This is a genomic window from Peribacillus sp. NPDC101481 (assembly GCF_044767165.1).
Classification (GTDB): Bacteria; Bacillota; Bacilli; order Bacillales; family DSM-1321; genus Peribacillus.
Map to the genome: position 1 here is coordinate 468,862 of NZ_JBIWNJ010000001.1, position 17,450 is coordinate 486,311.

Below are 17,450 nucleotides of genomic sequence, written 5' to 3' on the forward strand. Positions count from 1 at the left end.
ATCTTGTTTAAATCACTTAAAATATTTCCTATTATTTTGAATATTCAATATTCACTTTCTGAAATTCTGCACAGGCTTTTAACTTTTTTTTGCTTAATATAACCTTGGAGAATACAATTTACGCCAAAGTTACTTACTATGCCAATATGTTCCCATTCCTTCAAATATGTTGACTGATAAATTAATATGGTCATCTATTAGGTAATTCCATTTTTTTACTCACTGTTTAAATGGAAAGATGCTTAGTATAACAATTTCACCCTAATATCATTTTCTATTTCTCCATTGGCTTCCATTACATCCTCCTCTTTTAAAAAACTAAAGGTAACATAATCAATGTCTCAAAAAAGAATATTAGGATAATTCAACTAGTAATTATTTTGTCATCTTAAAGAGATCATAAGTCACGTGAAAAGTTAATGAAATACATCGAAGGCAGACAATTTAAATACGATTATTATTTGAGAGAAACCAATGGTAATTAAAGAAAGACTCCAGTTCAATTATTCTGATAGAGTACCCCTTTTTAATTTGCCCCATATAAGGGATATAGTCCAAAGGGGAGTTTCATAAATCCCAAACCCTTTATATTACTATGCAATCTTTGCTCCATCTTTTTTTGAATCCATTTTACTTTTTGCTTTGCTGTAGTCCTCTCGATCAAGTAATAATGAAACGACAAATCCTACCAATAGAGCCCAGAAAGCGGAACCAACAGTAAATACTGTTACATTAGAAATGGCTATAAGAAATGCTACCATGGCTCCATTTTTAAATTTCCCGTTGAAAGCCCCGGCAAATGTACTTATAAACACGTTAAAAATAGCAAGACCACCGAGCACAGAAAGCAATTGACCAGGAACCACCGTCGAAACTGCAATAACCATCCCCGCTACTAAACCAAAACATATCCAAAGTAATCCATCAAAAGTTGCCGCTACATATCTCAAATTTTTATCCTCACCTGCTGCATCGCTAGAAACCATTGCAGTACTTGGTCCAGCTATAACAGTTGGGTGTCCTCCAAAAAGAGAGTTAACGATTGTACCAATACCTGGAATAGTAAACATAGCATTGATAGGAGGTTTATATCCTGTAGCAAATAGCACCCCGACAGCCTGCATATTCTGAACACCAATTATCAATATAATTAAGGGCAACGTTAGTTCTAATGTAGCTTGAATACTAAAATGAGGTACTACAAATATAGGATGAGCAAATGAAGGTTGTATCGACCCCCAGTTCGTTTGCCCAAGGGCTGTTGCGATTATCCCTCCTATTATTATTGCTCCTAGAATAGGCGGGAATTTTCTTGAGAATTTTTTCATCGCCATTAAGAGGAAGAAGACTGCAAAAGAACTCCCTGCAACTGCTGGTGCCTCTACCACAGCCTGTATTGCTTTGATACCAAAAGATAGAAGGACACCAGCAATCATTCCTAGCATAACCGGAAGAGGAATTAATTCTATTACCTTCTTGATTACCCCTGACAATCCAAGAATTGTAACTACTATTCCAGCAACAATAGATGCACCAATTGCCTCATTAAAGGGTATATGCTTTAACGCATTGCCTATTAATATTGCACCAGGTATGCTATAGGCCACCACAATGGGTATACGATAGCGGAGTGACAAGAAAATCGTAAATATACCTCCCGCCGTATAAATAATAAACAACCAAGAAATTGCCTGCTCAACAGAAAGGTTACCTTCTTTAGCTGAATTCATTACAATTAAACCTGGCCCCATAATGCTAAACAATGCAGCAACCAAACCAGTTCCAAGAGCAGCGGGAGTTAAATTACCGAAAAAATCCATAATGTTTTTCCTAACGTCTGTACCTCTTTCGATACTCATTTTGGAAACCTCCTTTTTTATCATCTCATTGGATAGAAAAAGATTCTGTCTCTGGCCAACTCCTAGGACGGAATCTAAAACGGAATACTATTACTTTTGGTATTAGCTAACGAAATAGTGGCCAGAGATTTACGTTTTCCTTTTATCGTCCACGTTGTCATCCCTCCTATTTTATGAATCAAATCCCCCTAAAAAAAGAAAGCGTTTACAAGTAAAGGTAAGGAAAATCTTATAAAGATTTGAAGTAGAGTTAACCTTCCCTAATAACAGAATAATCAATTAATATATATCAGTCTTTTAAAATCTTACTTTTCTTATTTCAAAATAAATCTGTCAAACAAAACTTTCCTCTTCTTTAGTACGCTATTACTGACAGTACTTAAGTGAAAATCTTAACAAGATTAATTAACATAAATACATCCATTTTCCCTTTAAAGTAGAAGCTTATAGTGTAAACGGGTTTAGGAATTATAATTACAGGGTAATTAAAGTTTTGGTATATAAAAAATAGGGGGATTATATTATGAAGGAGTCACTAGATACATATAAATTACTGGAATTCATCCAAGAAAATAAAACGGATTTTGAAAATTCATTATTAAACGAAGCATCTAATGTAAAAGAAAAAATTGAAGAAATTTTAACGGTCGGTAATATTGACCTGGTAAATAATGCCCATAGGCTGATTCAATACATTATTGAGGCTAAAGAACAGGAGCTTCAATCATTTGCTACACAAGAAGGTATAGCTTGGGCGACACACGCAATTCCATTAACTTTCAAATTAGAGTGGGTGCAAGCAATTCGAAGGACCTTGTGGAGGTTCCTACAAGAATATAACAAGGTAATTAATAAGGTTATTACTGAAGAATTTTTTTCGGTAGAAAAACAAGTTAATAATCAGGTAGACAGATTTTTAAATGTTTTTTTTATCACATATTCTCAGTACAAAGATTCGTTGATAATGGCTCAAAAAGAATTGGTTGAAAATCTTTCGGTGCCCATAATCCCAATAACACCTACTATATGTATTTTGCCTCTTATTGGTGCGGTTGATCTTTACCGAACGAATATCCTCGAGGAAAAAGTTTTAATGGAGATTGGAAAATTGCGTATTCAAACATTGATTATGGACTTATCTGGAATTATGGAAATCGAGGCCGAAGTAATTGATCATTTAATGAAGATTATAGACGGCACTTCATTAATGGGATGTACCACTGTGATTACCGGGTTAAGAGCTGAAGTGGTTAGAAGTATGATAAACTTAGGAATAAGATTAAATGAAAAAGCACAAACATTAGGAACTTTACAACAAGCATTGAATAAATTCTTATTAAGTTAAACACGGAGAATTTTAGAGGAGAGTCGCTTTGCCGACTCTTTTTTCTTATTCAATATATTCTGACCAACTGTCTAATTATTTGTTCCTGCCCGGCAGTTACGCCTTGGTATAAGCAATAATTAGGGTATTTAGTATTTAATTCAACACTAATTAATTCATTTTTTTCTTCAACCAAAATGCCCGGTATACAAAGAATGTGCTGCCTTAAAAACAGCTCCTGTTTTCAGCTAACGCACCCGTTACCATCTATAAAGCGCAAAAATCAGCGTTTCACCACAGAGAATGAAAATTGGTCTCTGTGTCGATAATGTTTTAATGGCTGGCGAAGAACGTCGTTGAACTATGGTGCCTTTGAGCCCATCCGTTAGTCTGACTCCGACGACTACGGTGTACTACCGACTGTCGCGCCCTTTATGGGTAGCACTCATGGGGAGATTAATCCTTTTTTGATCGTCGCGCTAGCCTTTACTTAATTTGCAATGATTGGAGGTTTTTATTTAACGGTTTACCAAACTCAATTAGATCACTCATAAGGCTCAGCCTATTTTTAAAAAGCATTTTTACTGTGTCTATTTTGCTGTGGTTTTTTCTGGATTTTGAGCTTTTTTAATTTTTATGGGAGCTCAATTAGAAAATACGATACCTCTTATTGAAGTATCGCACTCTTAGTTTAAGAAGTACACATCATTAATCAATCAAATTATTCTCTTCAATTTTCTTTTCTAATTTAAATCTGTAATTAATATTAAAACTAAGATTCTTCGGCTTATTCCAAATATAATTGCACCTACCCTACTTATTCCCATTCCTACAAACCCCCTAATTAACTTCAACCACCAAAATGCGTTATGATACCTAAATTTACAAAAACCAATGGAGAATTATATAATGGTAAGCTTGATTTGTGTTAGAACATCAGTGTGACAAAATCCCCGACGCAATAAGGCGAACTAAAACCTCACTTAGTTTAGGATTATCCATTTTAAAATCTGTGATTTGGAATGGTTCACCTTCTCAAATGTAACTACAGACCTTTTCTGTTGAATCCTTACAAAACGATCTGCCCAGTTTGTATTATAAGTTTCTAGAAGCTTTCTATCCTACTTAGTTATTTTATGCTTAATATGAATGTACAAAAAGAGAAAAGGGATATATAGATACACAAAGTAAAAAGCAATGTTTGAATACATTTCATTTAATCGCTCTATTTGACTCCTCTCTTTGAGCACATTAGCTATAATAAAGAATAGGATCAGTACAATGAACAGACTTATACGTTGTTTCACATTTATTACTTTCTTAATAGCACGACAACCTGCCCATATTTTCACACTGATATTGGGTAATATGAGAAGTAACCAAATCGAAACAACGATAAATTCGACTCTTTCTATTAGAGGGAATTTCGCAATTTTCATTTGAGCTAATGTTGGCCATATTGTATGGTTTAATTGTCCTTCACTAAAGAAGACAAATGTGATGAGTGCTATTATTAGATAAAGTAAGCTTGAGAACAAAAGTCCAAAATGGGCCCATTTTTGTGATTTGTCTGGATTTTTAATTAATGGGTAGAACATGAATAAGGTCTCAAAGCCAACATACTGAAACAACATAGCTTTAGAGGATGATACGATTTCCTTCACAGAGTGGTTAAAGACGGGTAATAAATTGTGAAAATTGGCAAATTCCAATGAAAAAAAATTAAGGGGAAACAGGATAATAAAGGGTATGATAGTTCCCCAGAAACACATTCCAGTAATAACGCGGAATCCACCGGATACAACGTAATAAATGAGGACTAGAAGAATGAGGCTTATTTGCCAGGTCTTCATTAAGGGAAACAGCCAAACTTGAACAACTTCAATATAAACACGGAAAACAATTAACGCTAATATAAGAAAGTAGAAAATCATAAAAATGTTGAACAGTCCGCCAATCCATTTTCCAAAGCAAAATTTGTGAACATGTATGACATCATTATTAGCAATTCCAAGAATACGATAGACCATCCAAACTAGTATATGAATGCTTATACTTGATAAAATGATGGAAATCCATGCATCATAACCTGCGTCCTTCGTTATACCTCGTTGAAAACTCATGATTCCTATGCCAATAATATTCGTGTAGATCAGAAAGAAAACGTAAAAAGAAGATACTAAATGTCGTTCGTCTAGTAATGATTTCACGTGGTTCCTCCTCTTATCATGCAGACTTAATCTTCAGTACCTGTATTTAGGATGTCAATATTTGTGTGTACAGTGGTTTTTACTTCTGGGTATATATCCATAAACCGTTGATAGTCCCAATTTCTTGAGGTGGCTCTAACCTTTTCTCCCAACCCAATGGGATCTACATTGTATCCTTGTACCAGTGAAATTAAACGTTGGACCTCTTCCTTAAAGTGTTCATTTAAAATTCGTTCCAATTTTACAATATCTTTATCTTTTTTCAAATCAAACCAGGATGATGCTTTTTCAATCTCTGCATGGATGGTTATATCGATGAATATACTGGGAATGCTTTCGCTTTTCTCAACCGTATATGTAGTTTTTGCATCCAGGTTTTTCAAGAGTATAAAACCTTCCTTTTTATTTTGCGTGATTTTGGTTTTATATTGTCCATTTTGAGACCCGTCAATTAATGTTTTTAGAATTAAGGACTGTCTTAAATTAATATGATTTATGTACTTCCCGTTTTTTAATAAAGCTAACCCGTCAATTTTAATTTGATTTTCCTCTAGGATAAAGTAAGGTAAAATTTGATCCCTCCCTTCTTGATGAAAATTTTTCAAAAACATGTGCAGATTCATTTTTGGCAAATTACCACTTTCAATGTTTTGATTGATTTTTTCACTTAAATGGAATGAAAGATTCACATGTTTACTGGATTGAAGTATATCTTCGGCTTTGTTTTCAGCAATGCCCAACTGCATTCGACTCGCCGTTCTTGGATTTCGGGCAAAATTAGTGATAACATCTTCGATCCCTTGTCTGGCATATTCCTTGCCGAACAATATAAAATCTAATTTTCCTGTCTCAATAGGATAGGCTGATTTTGCATTCATTCTCGGGAGTATGTCTTCATTTGAATCAGACACCGTTTTATAAATCTTCAATTTGATATTATCCTTTTCTGCGAAAGTAGGATAAAGAGCAATTCCTTTAACTTTGCCTTCTTCCCGATCATATCCTAGAGCTTCAATTATCTGAACTTCATCAATGATCCTCTCATGTATACCACACCCTGATAAAAAGAAAGTTAAGCTAAAAGTTATCAGAAAACATAATTTCATTTACTTCACCTTTATGATCCTTTCCTGATTATTCATCAAAATCACTTTTCTTTTTTTTGTGATTATGTGGGTGGTATCTCAAAATTGATTTAGGACGTAAATAATTTGGCCTTTTGGATGTTTTACTATAAGAGGAACGGATCAGGCTGTCCGTTAAATCCTCTGGCCTAAAAGGATAAAATGGAACGGTATAGGGTGTTCCTAAAGATTCTAACCGTGTAAGGTGAATGAGTAAAAAGGCAATCCCGATAACGATACCTAATCCCCCCCAAATAGATGCGAAGAGAATTAAAGGAAAACGCAAAAAACGTATAGTGTTCGACATTTTATAAATTGGGGTAGTAAAGGAAGCTAAGGCAGATAAGGCGACTATAATGAGTAAGACATTACTTGTAAGGGACGCCTCAACTGACGCTTGGCCGATAACAATACCGCCCACTATTCCTAATGTTTGTCCTACCTTTGTAGGTAACCGGACTCCCGCTTCACGTAATAGTTCAATCGTGAATTCCAGAAAAATCACCTCTAATACCGGCGGAAACGGGACATTATAACGAGAAATACTAAGTGAACCGAATAAATCGTTTGGAATCATCTCGTAATGGTAAGTGATAACGGCTATATAAATAGATGTTCCAAAAATGGAGAAAAGGACACTGCATACCCGTATTAAACGAAAAAAAGATCCAAGAATCCATGGGAGAAAGTAATCTTCAGGTGAAATAAAATAATCAATGATCGTAGAAGGACCTGTAATGACATATGGCGACCCACTACTTAAAACAGCTACTTGTCCGTTAATAAGAGCTTGAACCGTCCTATCCACACGTTCAGTTGGAAGAAGCAAAGGAAACGGTGTAAGGGAATTATCTTCTATAAATTGATGCAGCTGAGAAGTATCAAAAATGACATCAAAATCAATATCTTGAAGCCGTTGGGTCATGGTATTAACATGCTGCTCACTCGTAATCCCATCAATATGAGCAATAATAACTCGAGTATTTGAAGTTGAACCAATGTTTACTTCCTTCGTAATTAGATCAGTTGTATTTATTTGTTGTCTTAATAAATGTATATTTACATCAATATTCTCAAGAAACCCAATTTGTGGCCCCACCACACTAAACTCATTTTCAACGTTATTTTGTTCACGCAATCCAGCTTTATCATTAGATAAGAGAATTAAAGCAACCCTTTGATCATTTTCCTTCATTTGAAGTATCGCATACCCTTTAAGTAACTTTGATTCAGCTTCGTTCCGATTATCCGTTATTACAATATCTTCTATTGCGATGATTTTTTTTATGTCATCAATTTTCTCTAGCCTGTCTAGTTCAAAAGGGGTCTCTCGGAAAATCATTAAAATTTTCTGTTGGAGTTGTTGTTGATCGACCAGTGTATTGTAGTAAGAAATGATTAAATGTCCCGATTCATCTGTAAGTGGAAATTGTTTAAAATCACTGGATTTTTTAACCTTAGCAAACAGCTGGCCAATATCTTGTGAATTCTCAGTGACGGCCTGTTTGTCTTTATTATTTCTAATCTTTCGTTTTTTGAAGAACATCTAATCACCTCCCTATTACAATGGAATTCATATCCTTCTATATTATGTAAAGTCATCCCCAAATTTATGTAAATTCGTTTTATAATAATTGAAAACTTTATCCTCTCCAGTTTACATAATATAAATATAGCTTAGAGTAAGCAAAGGACCATGATCCTAATAGAAATAATTCCTGTAGGGATAGGGTAGGACAGCAAACACAAATTTACAAAGTTAAAACTTTTTCAAAATAAAAAGAGCCAAAAGGCTCTCTTAAATCATCGAATGGAGTTTAAACTCTAATGCTCCCCTCAATTTTATATTTAATTCAGGATACTCATTTAAACCGGTCCATACATTAACCCAACTCTCCTTTTGTTAAACAGTTTGCTTATTAGTGTATCATCATTTTCTGTCAAACCTTTTTAATGAAGTTAGGATGGTATCCTAACTTTTGCATTGCCTTACGAACACGAACCTTCGTTTTTTCACTTATTCGAGTATCATCTGCATTCAATTGAGAAATTATAAAAGTAGCAACATTCGCCAGTTTTTCCACATCTTTTATTGTAATTGCCATAGGTTATTTCTCTCTCCTCTCCTCTCTATAGCCTTTATTTTTAATAATTGGCTCTGTTAAAGAAAAATGTTGATATTGAATGACTGTTCAAGTGTTTTTATCCTTGTTAAATATTACAGGATGAATGTAAGATCACTTTGAATTACTAATAACCAAAAAGAATCCTAAAACAACAGTATTAGGTAGCTACTAGGTTTATATATATAAAGAATAGAGGCATAGCAATCGACTATGCCTCTATTCTTTATAATTTTTCTAATCAGTTTCCAAACCTTAGCAACTTTTTCTAGTATCCTTTTCTTCTCAGAAATCATAGGTATATAACTTCAAATATGATATTTCATAACAATACCTTTTATAAATAATCAATCTCACTTAATTTAGCTTTCAAGTATTCAATCGAAGTCCTTGCGTACCAATCTGGTTCTGCTTGTCTTGTATGAAATCCTACTTCCATTGATAAATACCCATCATAATTGATTTCTTTTAATGCTTTAAGTACGGCCGTAAAATCGCCTCTTCCTTGGCCAGGAGGGAGACGGTCATTGTCCGAAATATGCACATGGTGGAGTTTATTCTTCATTCGATATACATAATCACTTGGTACTTCGTTTCTGTACAAAGCATGGAATGTATCAAACATTACCTTGACATTGGATAAACCAGTTTGTTCGCTTAATAACAAAGCATCATCCGCCGTTTCAATCAGGTTGCTATCTGCAGGGGTTGGCTCAACAACCATAGTTACACCTAGCTCTTTGGCATAATTACCAACTTCCCCCAACCCCTCTAAGCTGTAATTCCAGGCATCCTGTTGAGACATGCCAAATGAGGCCCATCCTGCAATCCACATAACTGTCGGGCATTCCCACTCGTGTGCCAACCGGACAACCTCTTTATAGTGGTTGATCGTAAATTTTCGTTCCTCAGCAAGAAGTGAACTTGGGTTATTACCCGGTCCGCCTCCTGGTGCAGGAAGCATCGATGATACCTTTAAGTTTTTTTCTTTTAAAAGTTTTAAAATTTCCTTCCTTCTTTCCGGTGATAAATAGTCCGGCCAGGCATGAGGAGCTGCACATCCAATCTCAATCGCATCATAACCAAATGATGAAATCCTATTTATTACTTCCTCTAGCGGATAGGAAGGAACCCAAGATGGAAAACTGCTGTATGCCCAAGTATTAAACGAAATGCCCTTCATGATACATAACCTCTTTTCGAATGATATTATTTAACGATTGTTATTTTATCCCTATACTTCGGACCGGCAATGAGAGCTAATAAGTATTTGTATAGCTAAATATTATTCCCAAACAAATACTGCTTTTTCCGTTTTTCTTTCATCAAATAGTCGGAACGCTGTTTCTGCTTCTTCCAGTCTGAATTTATGGGTCACCAATCTTTCAACAGGGAGTTTTTTTCTCACAATGAATTCCGTAATTTCGTCAAATTCCTGGATTGGGAAATACCACGACCCTATGACAGAGATTTGTTTACGGATTAATTGTGCACTTGGTTTAATCGTAGTTTCCTTGCTTTCACCAACAAAGGCAACCCGTCCATGGGCTCTAACGCAATCCAGCGCATCATTCTGAGCAAAAGGGCTTCCTGAACAATCGATCGCCGCATCGGCACCAAGACCATTTGTAATGCGGGAAATTTCTTCTTGTACGTTTGCATTTTTCCCATTAATTACGTAGGCAGCGCCTAATTCTTTCGCCATTTCTAAGCGCTCATCGAGCATATCGACTGCAATTACAGTCGCACCCAGGGCATTTCCGATCATTACACCGGCGGCCCCCATAGGACCCATTCCGAAAATGACAAGTTTGTCTCTTCCAGAAATCGCTAGTCTTTTTTGGGCATGGAATAACGTTCCGACAGCATCAGTTGAAACGGCAGCTGTTAAAAAGCTCATATCATCGGGAAGCCTCATGCAGTTTTCAGCCGGAACAACCATGTAATCTGCGTCTCCACCGTGGGAATCAAATCCTATGCACTTGAATTCCTTACAGAACATTTTGTAACCACTCTTACAATGGGCACACTCCCCGCATCCTAGTGCTAAATAAACCGCAACACGGTCTCCTGTCTTAAAAGTGGTTACCCCTTCTCCTAATTCTGTTATGATTCCTGCAGGTTCATGACCTGGAACAATAGAACCAAGTTTTGTACCCTCAAAAACCGAAGTTCCATAATATAAACTCATATCACTGCGGCAAATCGCAGATGCTTTCATTTGGATTAAAACTTCTCCCATACCAGGTGTCGGGATTTCCATTTCTCTTATTTCTACTTTTTTGTCTCCAGGAAAAATAACTGCTTTCATGGTTTTCTCCTCCTATTAATAAAGGTCTTATTTTTCATAGTTTTTAATATATAATGTTTTTATTATCTTTTAACTTGCTTGATCTTTGTCAATAAAAGCATTTTCTTTCTGTTTTTGCTTTTCTTCATGCGGTAATTTCATGAATCTCATTAAGAATGCACTAATAAAATACAAGATGGCGAATACCCACATCACACCTTCCACACCGATGCTGCCGATGAATGCCCCAACGATTGCCGGTGCAATGAAGTAAGATAATCCTGCTCCGAAATTTACAACAGCCATTGCAGACCCTTTCTTATCCGGTGCAAGTGAAGTTACAATTGCAGTGATTGGTACGTAACCTGTGAGTGCAGCTCCAAGAAATACTCCTGCAAGAGTCATCATCCAAAAATTACCACCGAAAACCTGTGGCGTATAAAGCAAAACCAAAGTCATTACACCCGAACCAAAGCTTCCAATCCACATAACCGTATTTCTCCAGCCTAACCATTTATCGCTGACATAGGGGATAACAATATCAAAAACAATATTAGCTAACCACATCGTTCCCCATACTTGCAGCCATTGCTCTGTGCTAAATCCGTATTCGGAAGATAAATATAACGGGAAAAAGATTGGCAGTGCACCTATACCTGTCGTATTGATCGTACGAACAATACCACCGATTGCTACTTTTGGATTCTCGTAGCAAATGGTTAGTCCACTAATTAAGCTTTTGAACTTTTCCTTTGGATTGCCTTTCTTAGCTCCTGTATCGCGTCCGACAACATAAATTCCAATTAAACCACCGACTAAAACCCAAGCAACTGCACTCCATAGAAGACCTACATGCCCAATTTTAGGAAGCATAAATGCTGGGAAATAACTTCCGATTACATAAAGCCCCGCAATCCAAGCTGCCCAGAAAACTCCGATTGCTGTCGCAAGGACCTTACCAGGGCTGCGATACGTGACCCACACTAAGAAAGAGTAACAAAATAATGGATATCCGAATCCGCGTAAAGCATAGGTAGGCAACATGACTGAATAGTTAATACTTTGAAGAGCCTCTATAAAAGCAATGTGACCGATCAACCAGATGATCATTCCTAAAATCATCACTTTTCTTGCTCCCCAGGCTTCTGTCAGAACCCCGGAAAAGTAGGAGGCAATAGCCAATACTCCCCCATATGCCATAAATAAGGTAGCAGACTGTTGAACGGTAAAACCTTGTTCAATAAGATATGGAGACAGCCATCCATGCTCAAGTCCGTCCCCAACCATAAAAATCATTGTTGCTAAATATCCCCAAATCATGGTGATAGGAAGGCCGAAGAGACCGCGTTTCGTTCCTTTTATTGCTTTCACTATTAATCACCTCGAATTATAAAGTTAAGGAATGGTGAGCCTTATGCCCACCACATTTCAGTTAATTGCTCTTTAAACATGGTCCCTTTTAATAAGGAAATGGCCTTGCCTAAACCCTCATCTAGCGACGCAAGCATATCTTCATGCTCGATTGAAACAACGTAATCATATCCTACTGCGAGTAGAGCGCTTACAATATCTTTCCAAACTTTTTCGTCTTGTCCATAACCTACAGATCTAAATGTCCAGGAGCGATTTAAGATATCACTGTAATGCTTTGTATCCAGGACGCCATTTACACTAATATTTGCTTGGTCCAAATACGTATCTTTCGCGTGAAAATGATAGATGGCATTTTCTTTTCCAAGCCTTTTAATGGCTTCAACCGGATTTATTCCTTGCCAGATCAAATGGCTTGGATCAAAATTCGCTCCTATAATCGGTCCTACATGCTCCCTTAACTTCAGTAATGTTTCCGGGTTGTACACAACAAACCCTGGGTGCATTTCAAGTGCGATTTGATTGATGCCGTGTGACTTGGCAAATCGAGCTTCCTCTTTCCAATAGGGAATTACGGCTTCGTTCCATTGCCAATCTAGAACCTCGGTGTATTCAGGTGGCCAGGAGCATGTTACCCAGTTTGGAAACCTTGCTTCATGATGATCACCTGGACAGCCTGAAAACCCATTGATGACAGGAACTTCTAACCGTTCCGCTAATAAAACGGTTTTTCTCCAAGTTTCATGTGCTTCTTTCGCAGCCTTTTGATTCGGGTGAAGCGGATTCCCATGACAGCTTAGACCACTGATAGTCATTCCTCTACTATCAATCGCACGTTTAAATTCTTTAACTTTTTCAGGACTGCTTAATAACTCATCCGGGTTGCAATGGCAGTTCCCCGGATAATTTCCAGTACCCAGTTCAACCGCATCTACCCCCATTTCGGAAAGCTTATCCAACATCGCTTCAAAAGAAAGGTTTTGATAAAGAACGGTAAATACACCTAGTTTCATAGATACTCCTGCCTTCCCTGGACTTTCACCCATTTTTGTTGTTCATGGCTCTCTAAAATCGCATCAGTAATGCACATGGATATATGACCATCTTCAAATGTCGCAAAATTAACTTGTTCATTTAGTAGATCCTTGCCTTCACGAATGAAGGAATAATAATTCAGCATCATATTCTTCATTGCATCCGGCCAACCTTCATTATGTCCGCCTGGATGGTGGATTGCTTGTTTGGCTTCCGGTAAGAACAAAGCAGGATCTGCCTGAAGGATTTCATTCGGTCTTTCACGGTGGCCAATCCATAATTTCTCCGGTTCCTCCTGGTTCCAGAAGGCTGAATGTTGACTTCCATTGATCTCAAAGCTCAACCTATTTTTCCGGCCAGCGCTTACCTGAGATACCGTAAACACCCCTTTGGCTCCATCCTCAAAGCGTACAAGAACGGATGCGTAATCTTCTGTATTGATAGAAACATCTTCATAATTCTTATTTTCTTCTTTTTCCGTTCCAAAAGTGGATCCGTTGTGTTTTTGTTTCTTTCTTACTGGAATGACTGTTGCTAAATCAGCGAATACTTCCGTAATCCGTTTTCCGGTCACATATTGGACGGTATCGCACCAGTGGGAACCGATATCCGCGATGGCTCGTGATTTTCCGCCTACATCCGAAGCCAACCGCCAATTAAAATCTGTCTCATATAATAACCAATCTTGTAAGTAGCTTCCGTGCACAAGATTCACTTTGCCCAACTCGCCATTCTTTATCATTGCTGCCAATTGTTTCATGATCGGGTATTGCCTATAATTGAAGTTGACGCCATGCACGACTTTATTTTCTTTTGCGAGCGCTAACAATTCAGCTGATTCTTGGCTTGACATTGCTAGAGGCTTTTCTGAAACAACATGCTTTCCTGCTAACATAATCTCTTTATTGATCGTAAAGTGAAGATGGTTCGGTGTGCAGTTATGTACCACTTGGATTTCACTATCTTTTAGCATATCGCGATAATCGCCAAAGGCTTTTGAAATCCCGAGTTCAGCCGCCTTTTTTTCAGCGGCCTCCTGACCATTAGCTGCTAGCCCGATCACTTCCACAAAACCAAGCCTTCTGATAGCTTCAATATGAGTAGGTCCAATAAAACCATTTCCGATGACTCCCACTTTAATTTTTTCCATGGTGTGATCCTCCTTAACCAGTAACATATGATTATCTGTAATCGATTACAAAGTTTTATTCCTTTTTTCCTTTATTTCCTTGATTTCGTGTGAATTAGAGATAATTACATGTAATCGATTACATATTATAGAGATTAATGCTATCTATCTATTCTTATTAGGCTGTTTAAGTATTAAACTGTTTTACAAGAATAATTGTAATCGATTACATTAATAATTGCAACTTTTTTCACAAAATTTATAATCTTTATACTTATTGTATATAGACATTTTTTACCCATAAATTTATATTTTCTCAAAAATAGATGTACTTCTAAATTAGTTAACTCAGTCAGGTCAAAACTGTGTGAGTCTTAAGGTTTGTTAATGAGGGATGCAATAAAAAGGGGGTGACTTGTTTTAATAGTCACCCTTTTTTTATATATTAGAGATAAAAAACACAGAAGTATTATCAAATAACATAGCTCATATAATGAAACCTGCAGGTTTACCAATTTATTTCAGGACTGGCCTGTTTAAGTGTAAATGAAATAACCTTCTACTGATGGAGTTTCCCTTTATTTATTTTACATTTACAAGGTTTTGTTGCAGATTCACCCATGCACCTTTTTCAGCAGATTCAAGGATTGCATCAGAAATAACTGCAATCTGAAACCCATCATTAAAGTCTGGTGAAACAGCTGTGTTTTCTGCAATTGATTTAATAAAATCATAAGTTTCGATTATTTTTGTTTCACCATAGCCGATGCCTAACGCTGGAATTGGCCAGAGACTTTCTCCGTATGGATGGGCCGGACCAGTATAAACTGTTCTGAAGCCTTTGGCATCGCCTGGGTCGTCAGAGAAACAAACTTGGAGTTCATCACGGCGCTCGTAGTTGAAACAAATTGAACCTTTGTCACCATGAATTTCGAATGTTAAGAAGTTGTTACGACCCCAAGCATTGCGTGTAGCCTCAATACTTCCAATTGCTCCGTTCTCAAACTTTACCAATGTAGTAAACTCATCATCTACATCTACAGCACTCTTTGGTACACCTTCAGACCCTTTGATAGTACCTAATTTGTCGACACCACCTGTTTGAACTGGCCTCTCAGGAATCCATGTTCTTGCAAGTGCATTAACATCAGTGATTTCACCGACCAGGTAACGTGCAAAGTCGATTACATGAGTTCCTATATCTCCTAGAGCGCCAGAACCTGCGACTTTTTTCTGGAATCGCCATGATAAAGGTGAATTAGGGTCTGCAGACCAGTCTTGTAGATAAGTACCCCGGAAATTCAAAACCCTTCCAATTCTTCCTTCTTCAATATATTTTTTAGCCAATGCAACAGCTGGTGTTCTTCTATAATTGAAAGCAACCATATGCTTGACCCCTGCCTCACGTACAGCCTCTAACATGGTTTTTGCCTCTTTAGCATCTCTTGCTAAAGGTTTTTCTGAAATAATATGCTTTCCAGCCTTAGCAGCAGCAATCGCTATTTCTGCATGTGAATCATTAGGAGTAACAATATCAATAATATCAATGTCTGGATTTTCTACTACCGCTCTCCAATCGGAAGAATAATTCTCAAACCCTAGACGCAGCGCACCATCCTTAGCTAATTCATCTGTAATATCAACTAAAGTATGACGATGTGGGATTGCTGGTGACGGCCAAAAAAACATCGGCATCCCTGCATATGCAAGTGCATGCGCTTTCCCCATAAATCCTCCACCAATCATGCCTATATTCAATTTCTTCATTTTATTCTCCTCCTATTATTAAATTAGCGATCAATAATTATTTACTTTCCTGCATTCTGGATTGTATTAGGTGCCTCTGTATGGTAAACCAGTTCCCATGCATCCAGAATATTGTCTTTATTTACTGTTAAAGCTGGTACTGCTATATATGCAGGTGCTTCTTTTCCAAGTAAAGCATAACCAGCAAGGATAGCTTCAGCGATACCCTGGTCATAAGGCAGCTGTGCCCCTAGACCTTTTATTGGCCCACCTGATGCAATATCCAAAGCAACATTTGTGCCTAAATCAATTGTTGTTATGACCATATCCTCTCTACCTGCAGTTCTAACTGCCGCTAATGCTCCTTCAGCAGGTACATCCCAAACAACAAAGATTCCATCTAAAGTGGGGTTTTTTGTCAGCATACCTGATGCAACCTTCTCTCCCTGGTTCGGGTCAGTTATCCCTCCACGTGCAACAATTTTCATATCGGGATACTTTTCTTTAAGGGTTGCTTCAAATGCTTCTGTACGTTGTTTTGTTACAAAGAAGTCAGCATCATGAAAAACCATACCGACCTTCCCCTTTTCACCAAGTTTTTCAGCCATAATATCTGCTGCGGCCACGCCATTTCCATAGTTATCTGCAGAAACAATACTCACATAATCCTTGCCTGCTTCCAGACCGCTAGGTGTATTATCCATAAACACAAGCTTAACTCCAGCTTCAACTGCTTTCTTATATGCTGCAGCAGTCGAGACAGGGTCTACTGGAATACTTATGATAAGATCAGGATCCTTTGCTAGAACAGTTTCTATATCTGAAACCTGCTTCTCTGGTTTAAATTGTGCATCCGTAACGGCTACAACTTCTACGCCCATTCTTTTGAAGGATGATTTCAGACCGTCGATTTGTGCCTTTGCCCAATCGTTACCCGCGTAATGCATTACAATTGCTGCAGTATATTTCCCTTTTTTAATTTTTTCCATATCCTGTTCTGAAAGTTCTAATGTTGTTGCTGAAACTGCAGTTTCCCCATGAGGACCTTTACTAAGAATTTCCTGATCACTCGGTAATTCAGTGTTAATGGTAAGCGGACCCGATGAATTTGCTTCTGGGGCATTTTCAACTTCAGTGCTGTTCGAACTTTCCTGGCTGCAGCCAACTAGTCCAAAAGAGGTAATCAACAAAATCATAGGGAAAACCGACAAAAACTTCTTCATAATAACCCCACTTTCA

General features: G+C 37.3%; 13 protein-coding genes. 1 reads left to right on the plus strand and 12 read right to left on the minus strand.

The features are described from left to right. Positions 1 to 593: 593 nt before the first annotated feature. Positions 594 to 1,859: a benzoate/H(+) symporter BenE family transporter gene (locus ACIROD_RS02180; RefSeq protein WP_402937505.1), complete on the minus strand. Its 1,266-nt coding sequence runs from the start codon at positions 1,857 to 1,859 to the stop codon at positions 594 to 596. A 523-nt stretch (positions 1,860 to 2,382) separates the two neighbouring features. Here ACIROD_RS02180 and ACIROD_RS02185 point away from each other — a divergent pair. Beyond that, positions 2,383 to 3,204: an STAS domain-containing protein gene (locus ACIROD_RS02185; RefSeq protein ID WP_402937508.1), complete on the plus strand. Its 822-nt coding sequence runs from the start codon at positions 2,383 to 2,385 to the stop codon at positions 3,202 to 3,204. Between the two features lie 1,100 nt (positions 3,205 to 4,304). On the opposite strand, the gene ACIROD_RS02190 is transcribed toward ACIROD_RS02185, so the two are convergent. From ACIROD_RS02190 to ACIROD_RS02240, 11 genes are all read right to left on the minus strand, one after another. After that, positions 4,305 to 5,393, minus strand: a complete 1,089-nt coding sequence (locus ACIROD_RS02190; RefSeq protein WP_402937511.1) for a GerAB/ArcD/ProY family transporter — start codon at positions 5,391 to 5,393, stop codon at positions 4,305 to 4,307. A gap of 26 nt (positions 5,394 to 5,419) precedes the next feature. Beyond that, complete coding sequence (locus ACIROD_RS02195) at positions 5,420 to 6,499, minus strand: Ger(x)C family spore germination protein (protein WP_402937514.1); 1,080 nt, start codon at positions 6,497 to 6,499, stop codon at positions 5,420 to 5,422. Between the two features lie 28 nt (positions 6,500 to 6,527). Further along, a complete protein-coding gene (locus tag ACIROD_RS02200) occupies positions 6,528 to 8,063 on the minus strand; it encodes a spore germination protein (RefSeq protein WP_402937517.1) in 1,536 nt (511 codons plus the stop codon). A gap of 394 nt (positions 8,064 to 8,457) precedes the next feature. Next, the gene (locus tag ACIROD_RS02205) at positions 8,458 to 8,622 is read right to left on the minus strand and encodes a LacI family DNA-binding transcriptional regulator (protein ID WP_402937519.1); all 165 of its coding nucleotides are present in this window, start codon (positions 8,620 to 8,622) and stop codon (positions 8,458 to 8,460) included. A 355-nt stretch (positions 8,623 to 8,977) separates the two neighbouring features. Then, complete coding sequence (locus ACIROD_RS02210) at positions 8,978 to 9,823, minus strand: sugar phosphate isomerase/epimerase family protein (protein WP_230175736.1); 846 nt, start codon at positions 9,821 to 9,823, stop codon at positions 8,978 to 8,980. Between the two features lie 102 nt (positions 9,824 to 9,925). Continuing rightward, positions 9,926 to 10,951, minus strand: a complete 1,026-nt coding sequence (locus tag ACIROD_RS02215; RefSeq protein WP_230175735.1) for a zinc-dependent alcohol dehydrogenase family protein — start codon at positions 10,949 to 10,951, stop codon at positions 9,926 to 9,928. A gap of 69 nt (positions 10,952 to 11,020) precedes the next feature. Continuing rightward, positions 11,021 to 12,301: an MFS transporter gene (locus ACIROD_RS02220; protein WP_230175734.1), complete on the minus strand. Its 1,281-nt coding sequence runs from the start codon at positions 12,299 to 12,301 to the stop codon at positions 11,021 to 11,023. A 41-nt stretch (positions 12,302 to 12,342) separates the two neighbouring features. Beyond that, the gene (locus ACIROD_RS02225) at positions 12,343 to 13,314 is read right to left on the minus strand and encodes a sugar phosphate isomerase/epimerase family protein (RefSeq protein WP_230175733.1); all 972 of its coding nucleotides are present in this window, start codon (positions 13,312 to 13,314) and stop codon (positions 12,343 to 12,345) included. Further along, positions 13,311 to 14,486 carry a Gfo/Idh/MocA family protein gene (locus ACIROD_RS02230; protein WP_201183707.1) on the minus strand — a complete coding sequence of 392 codons (1,176 nt, stop codon included), beginning with the start codon at positions 14,484 to 14,486 and terminating at the stop codon, positions 13,311 to 13,313. Before ACIROD_RS02230 ends, ACIROD_RS02225 begins: the two co-directional genes overlap by 4 nt. Before the next feature lie 561 nt (positions 14,487 to 15,047). Beyond that, positions 15,048 to 16,232 carry a levoglucosan dehydrogenase gene (locus ACIROD_RS02235; RefSeq protein WP_098866254.1) on the minus strand — a complete coding sequence of 395 codons (1,185 nt, stop codon included), beginning with the start codon at positions 16,230 to 16,232 and terminating at the stop codon, positions 15,048 to 15,050. 41 nt (positions 16,233 to 16,273) lie between these two features. After that, complete coding sequence (locus tag ACIROD_RS02240) at positions 16,274 to 17,434, minus strand: substrate-binding domain-containing protein (protein WP_402937527.1); 1,161 nt, start codon at positions 17,432 to 17,434, stop codon at positions 16,274 to 16,276. Positions 17,435 to 17,450 lie beyond the last annotated feature (16 nt).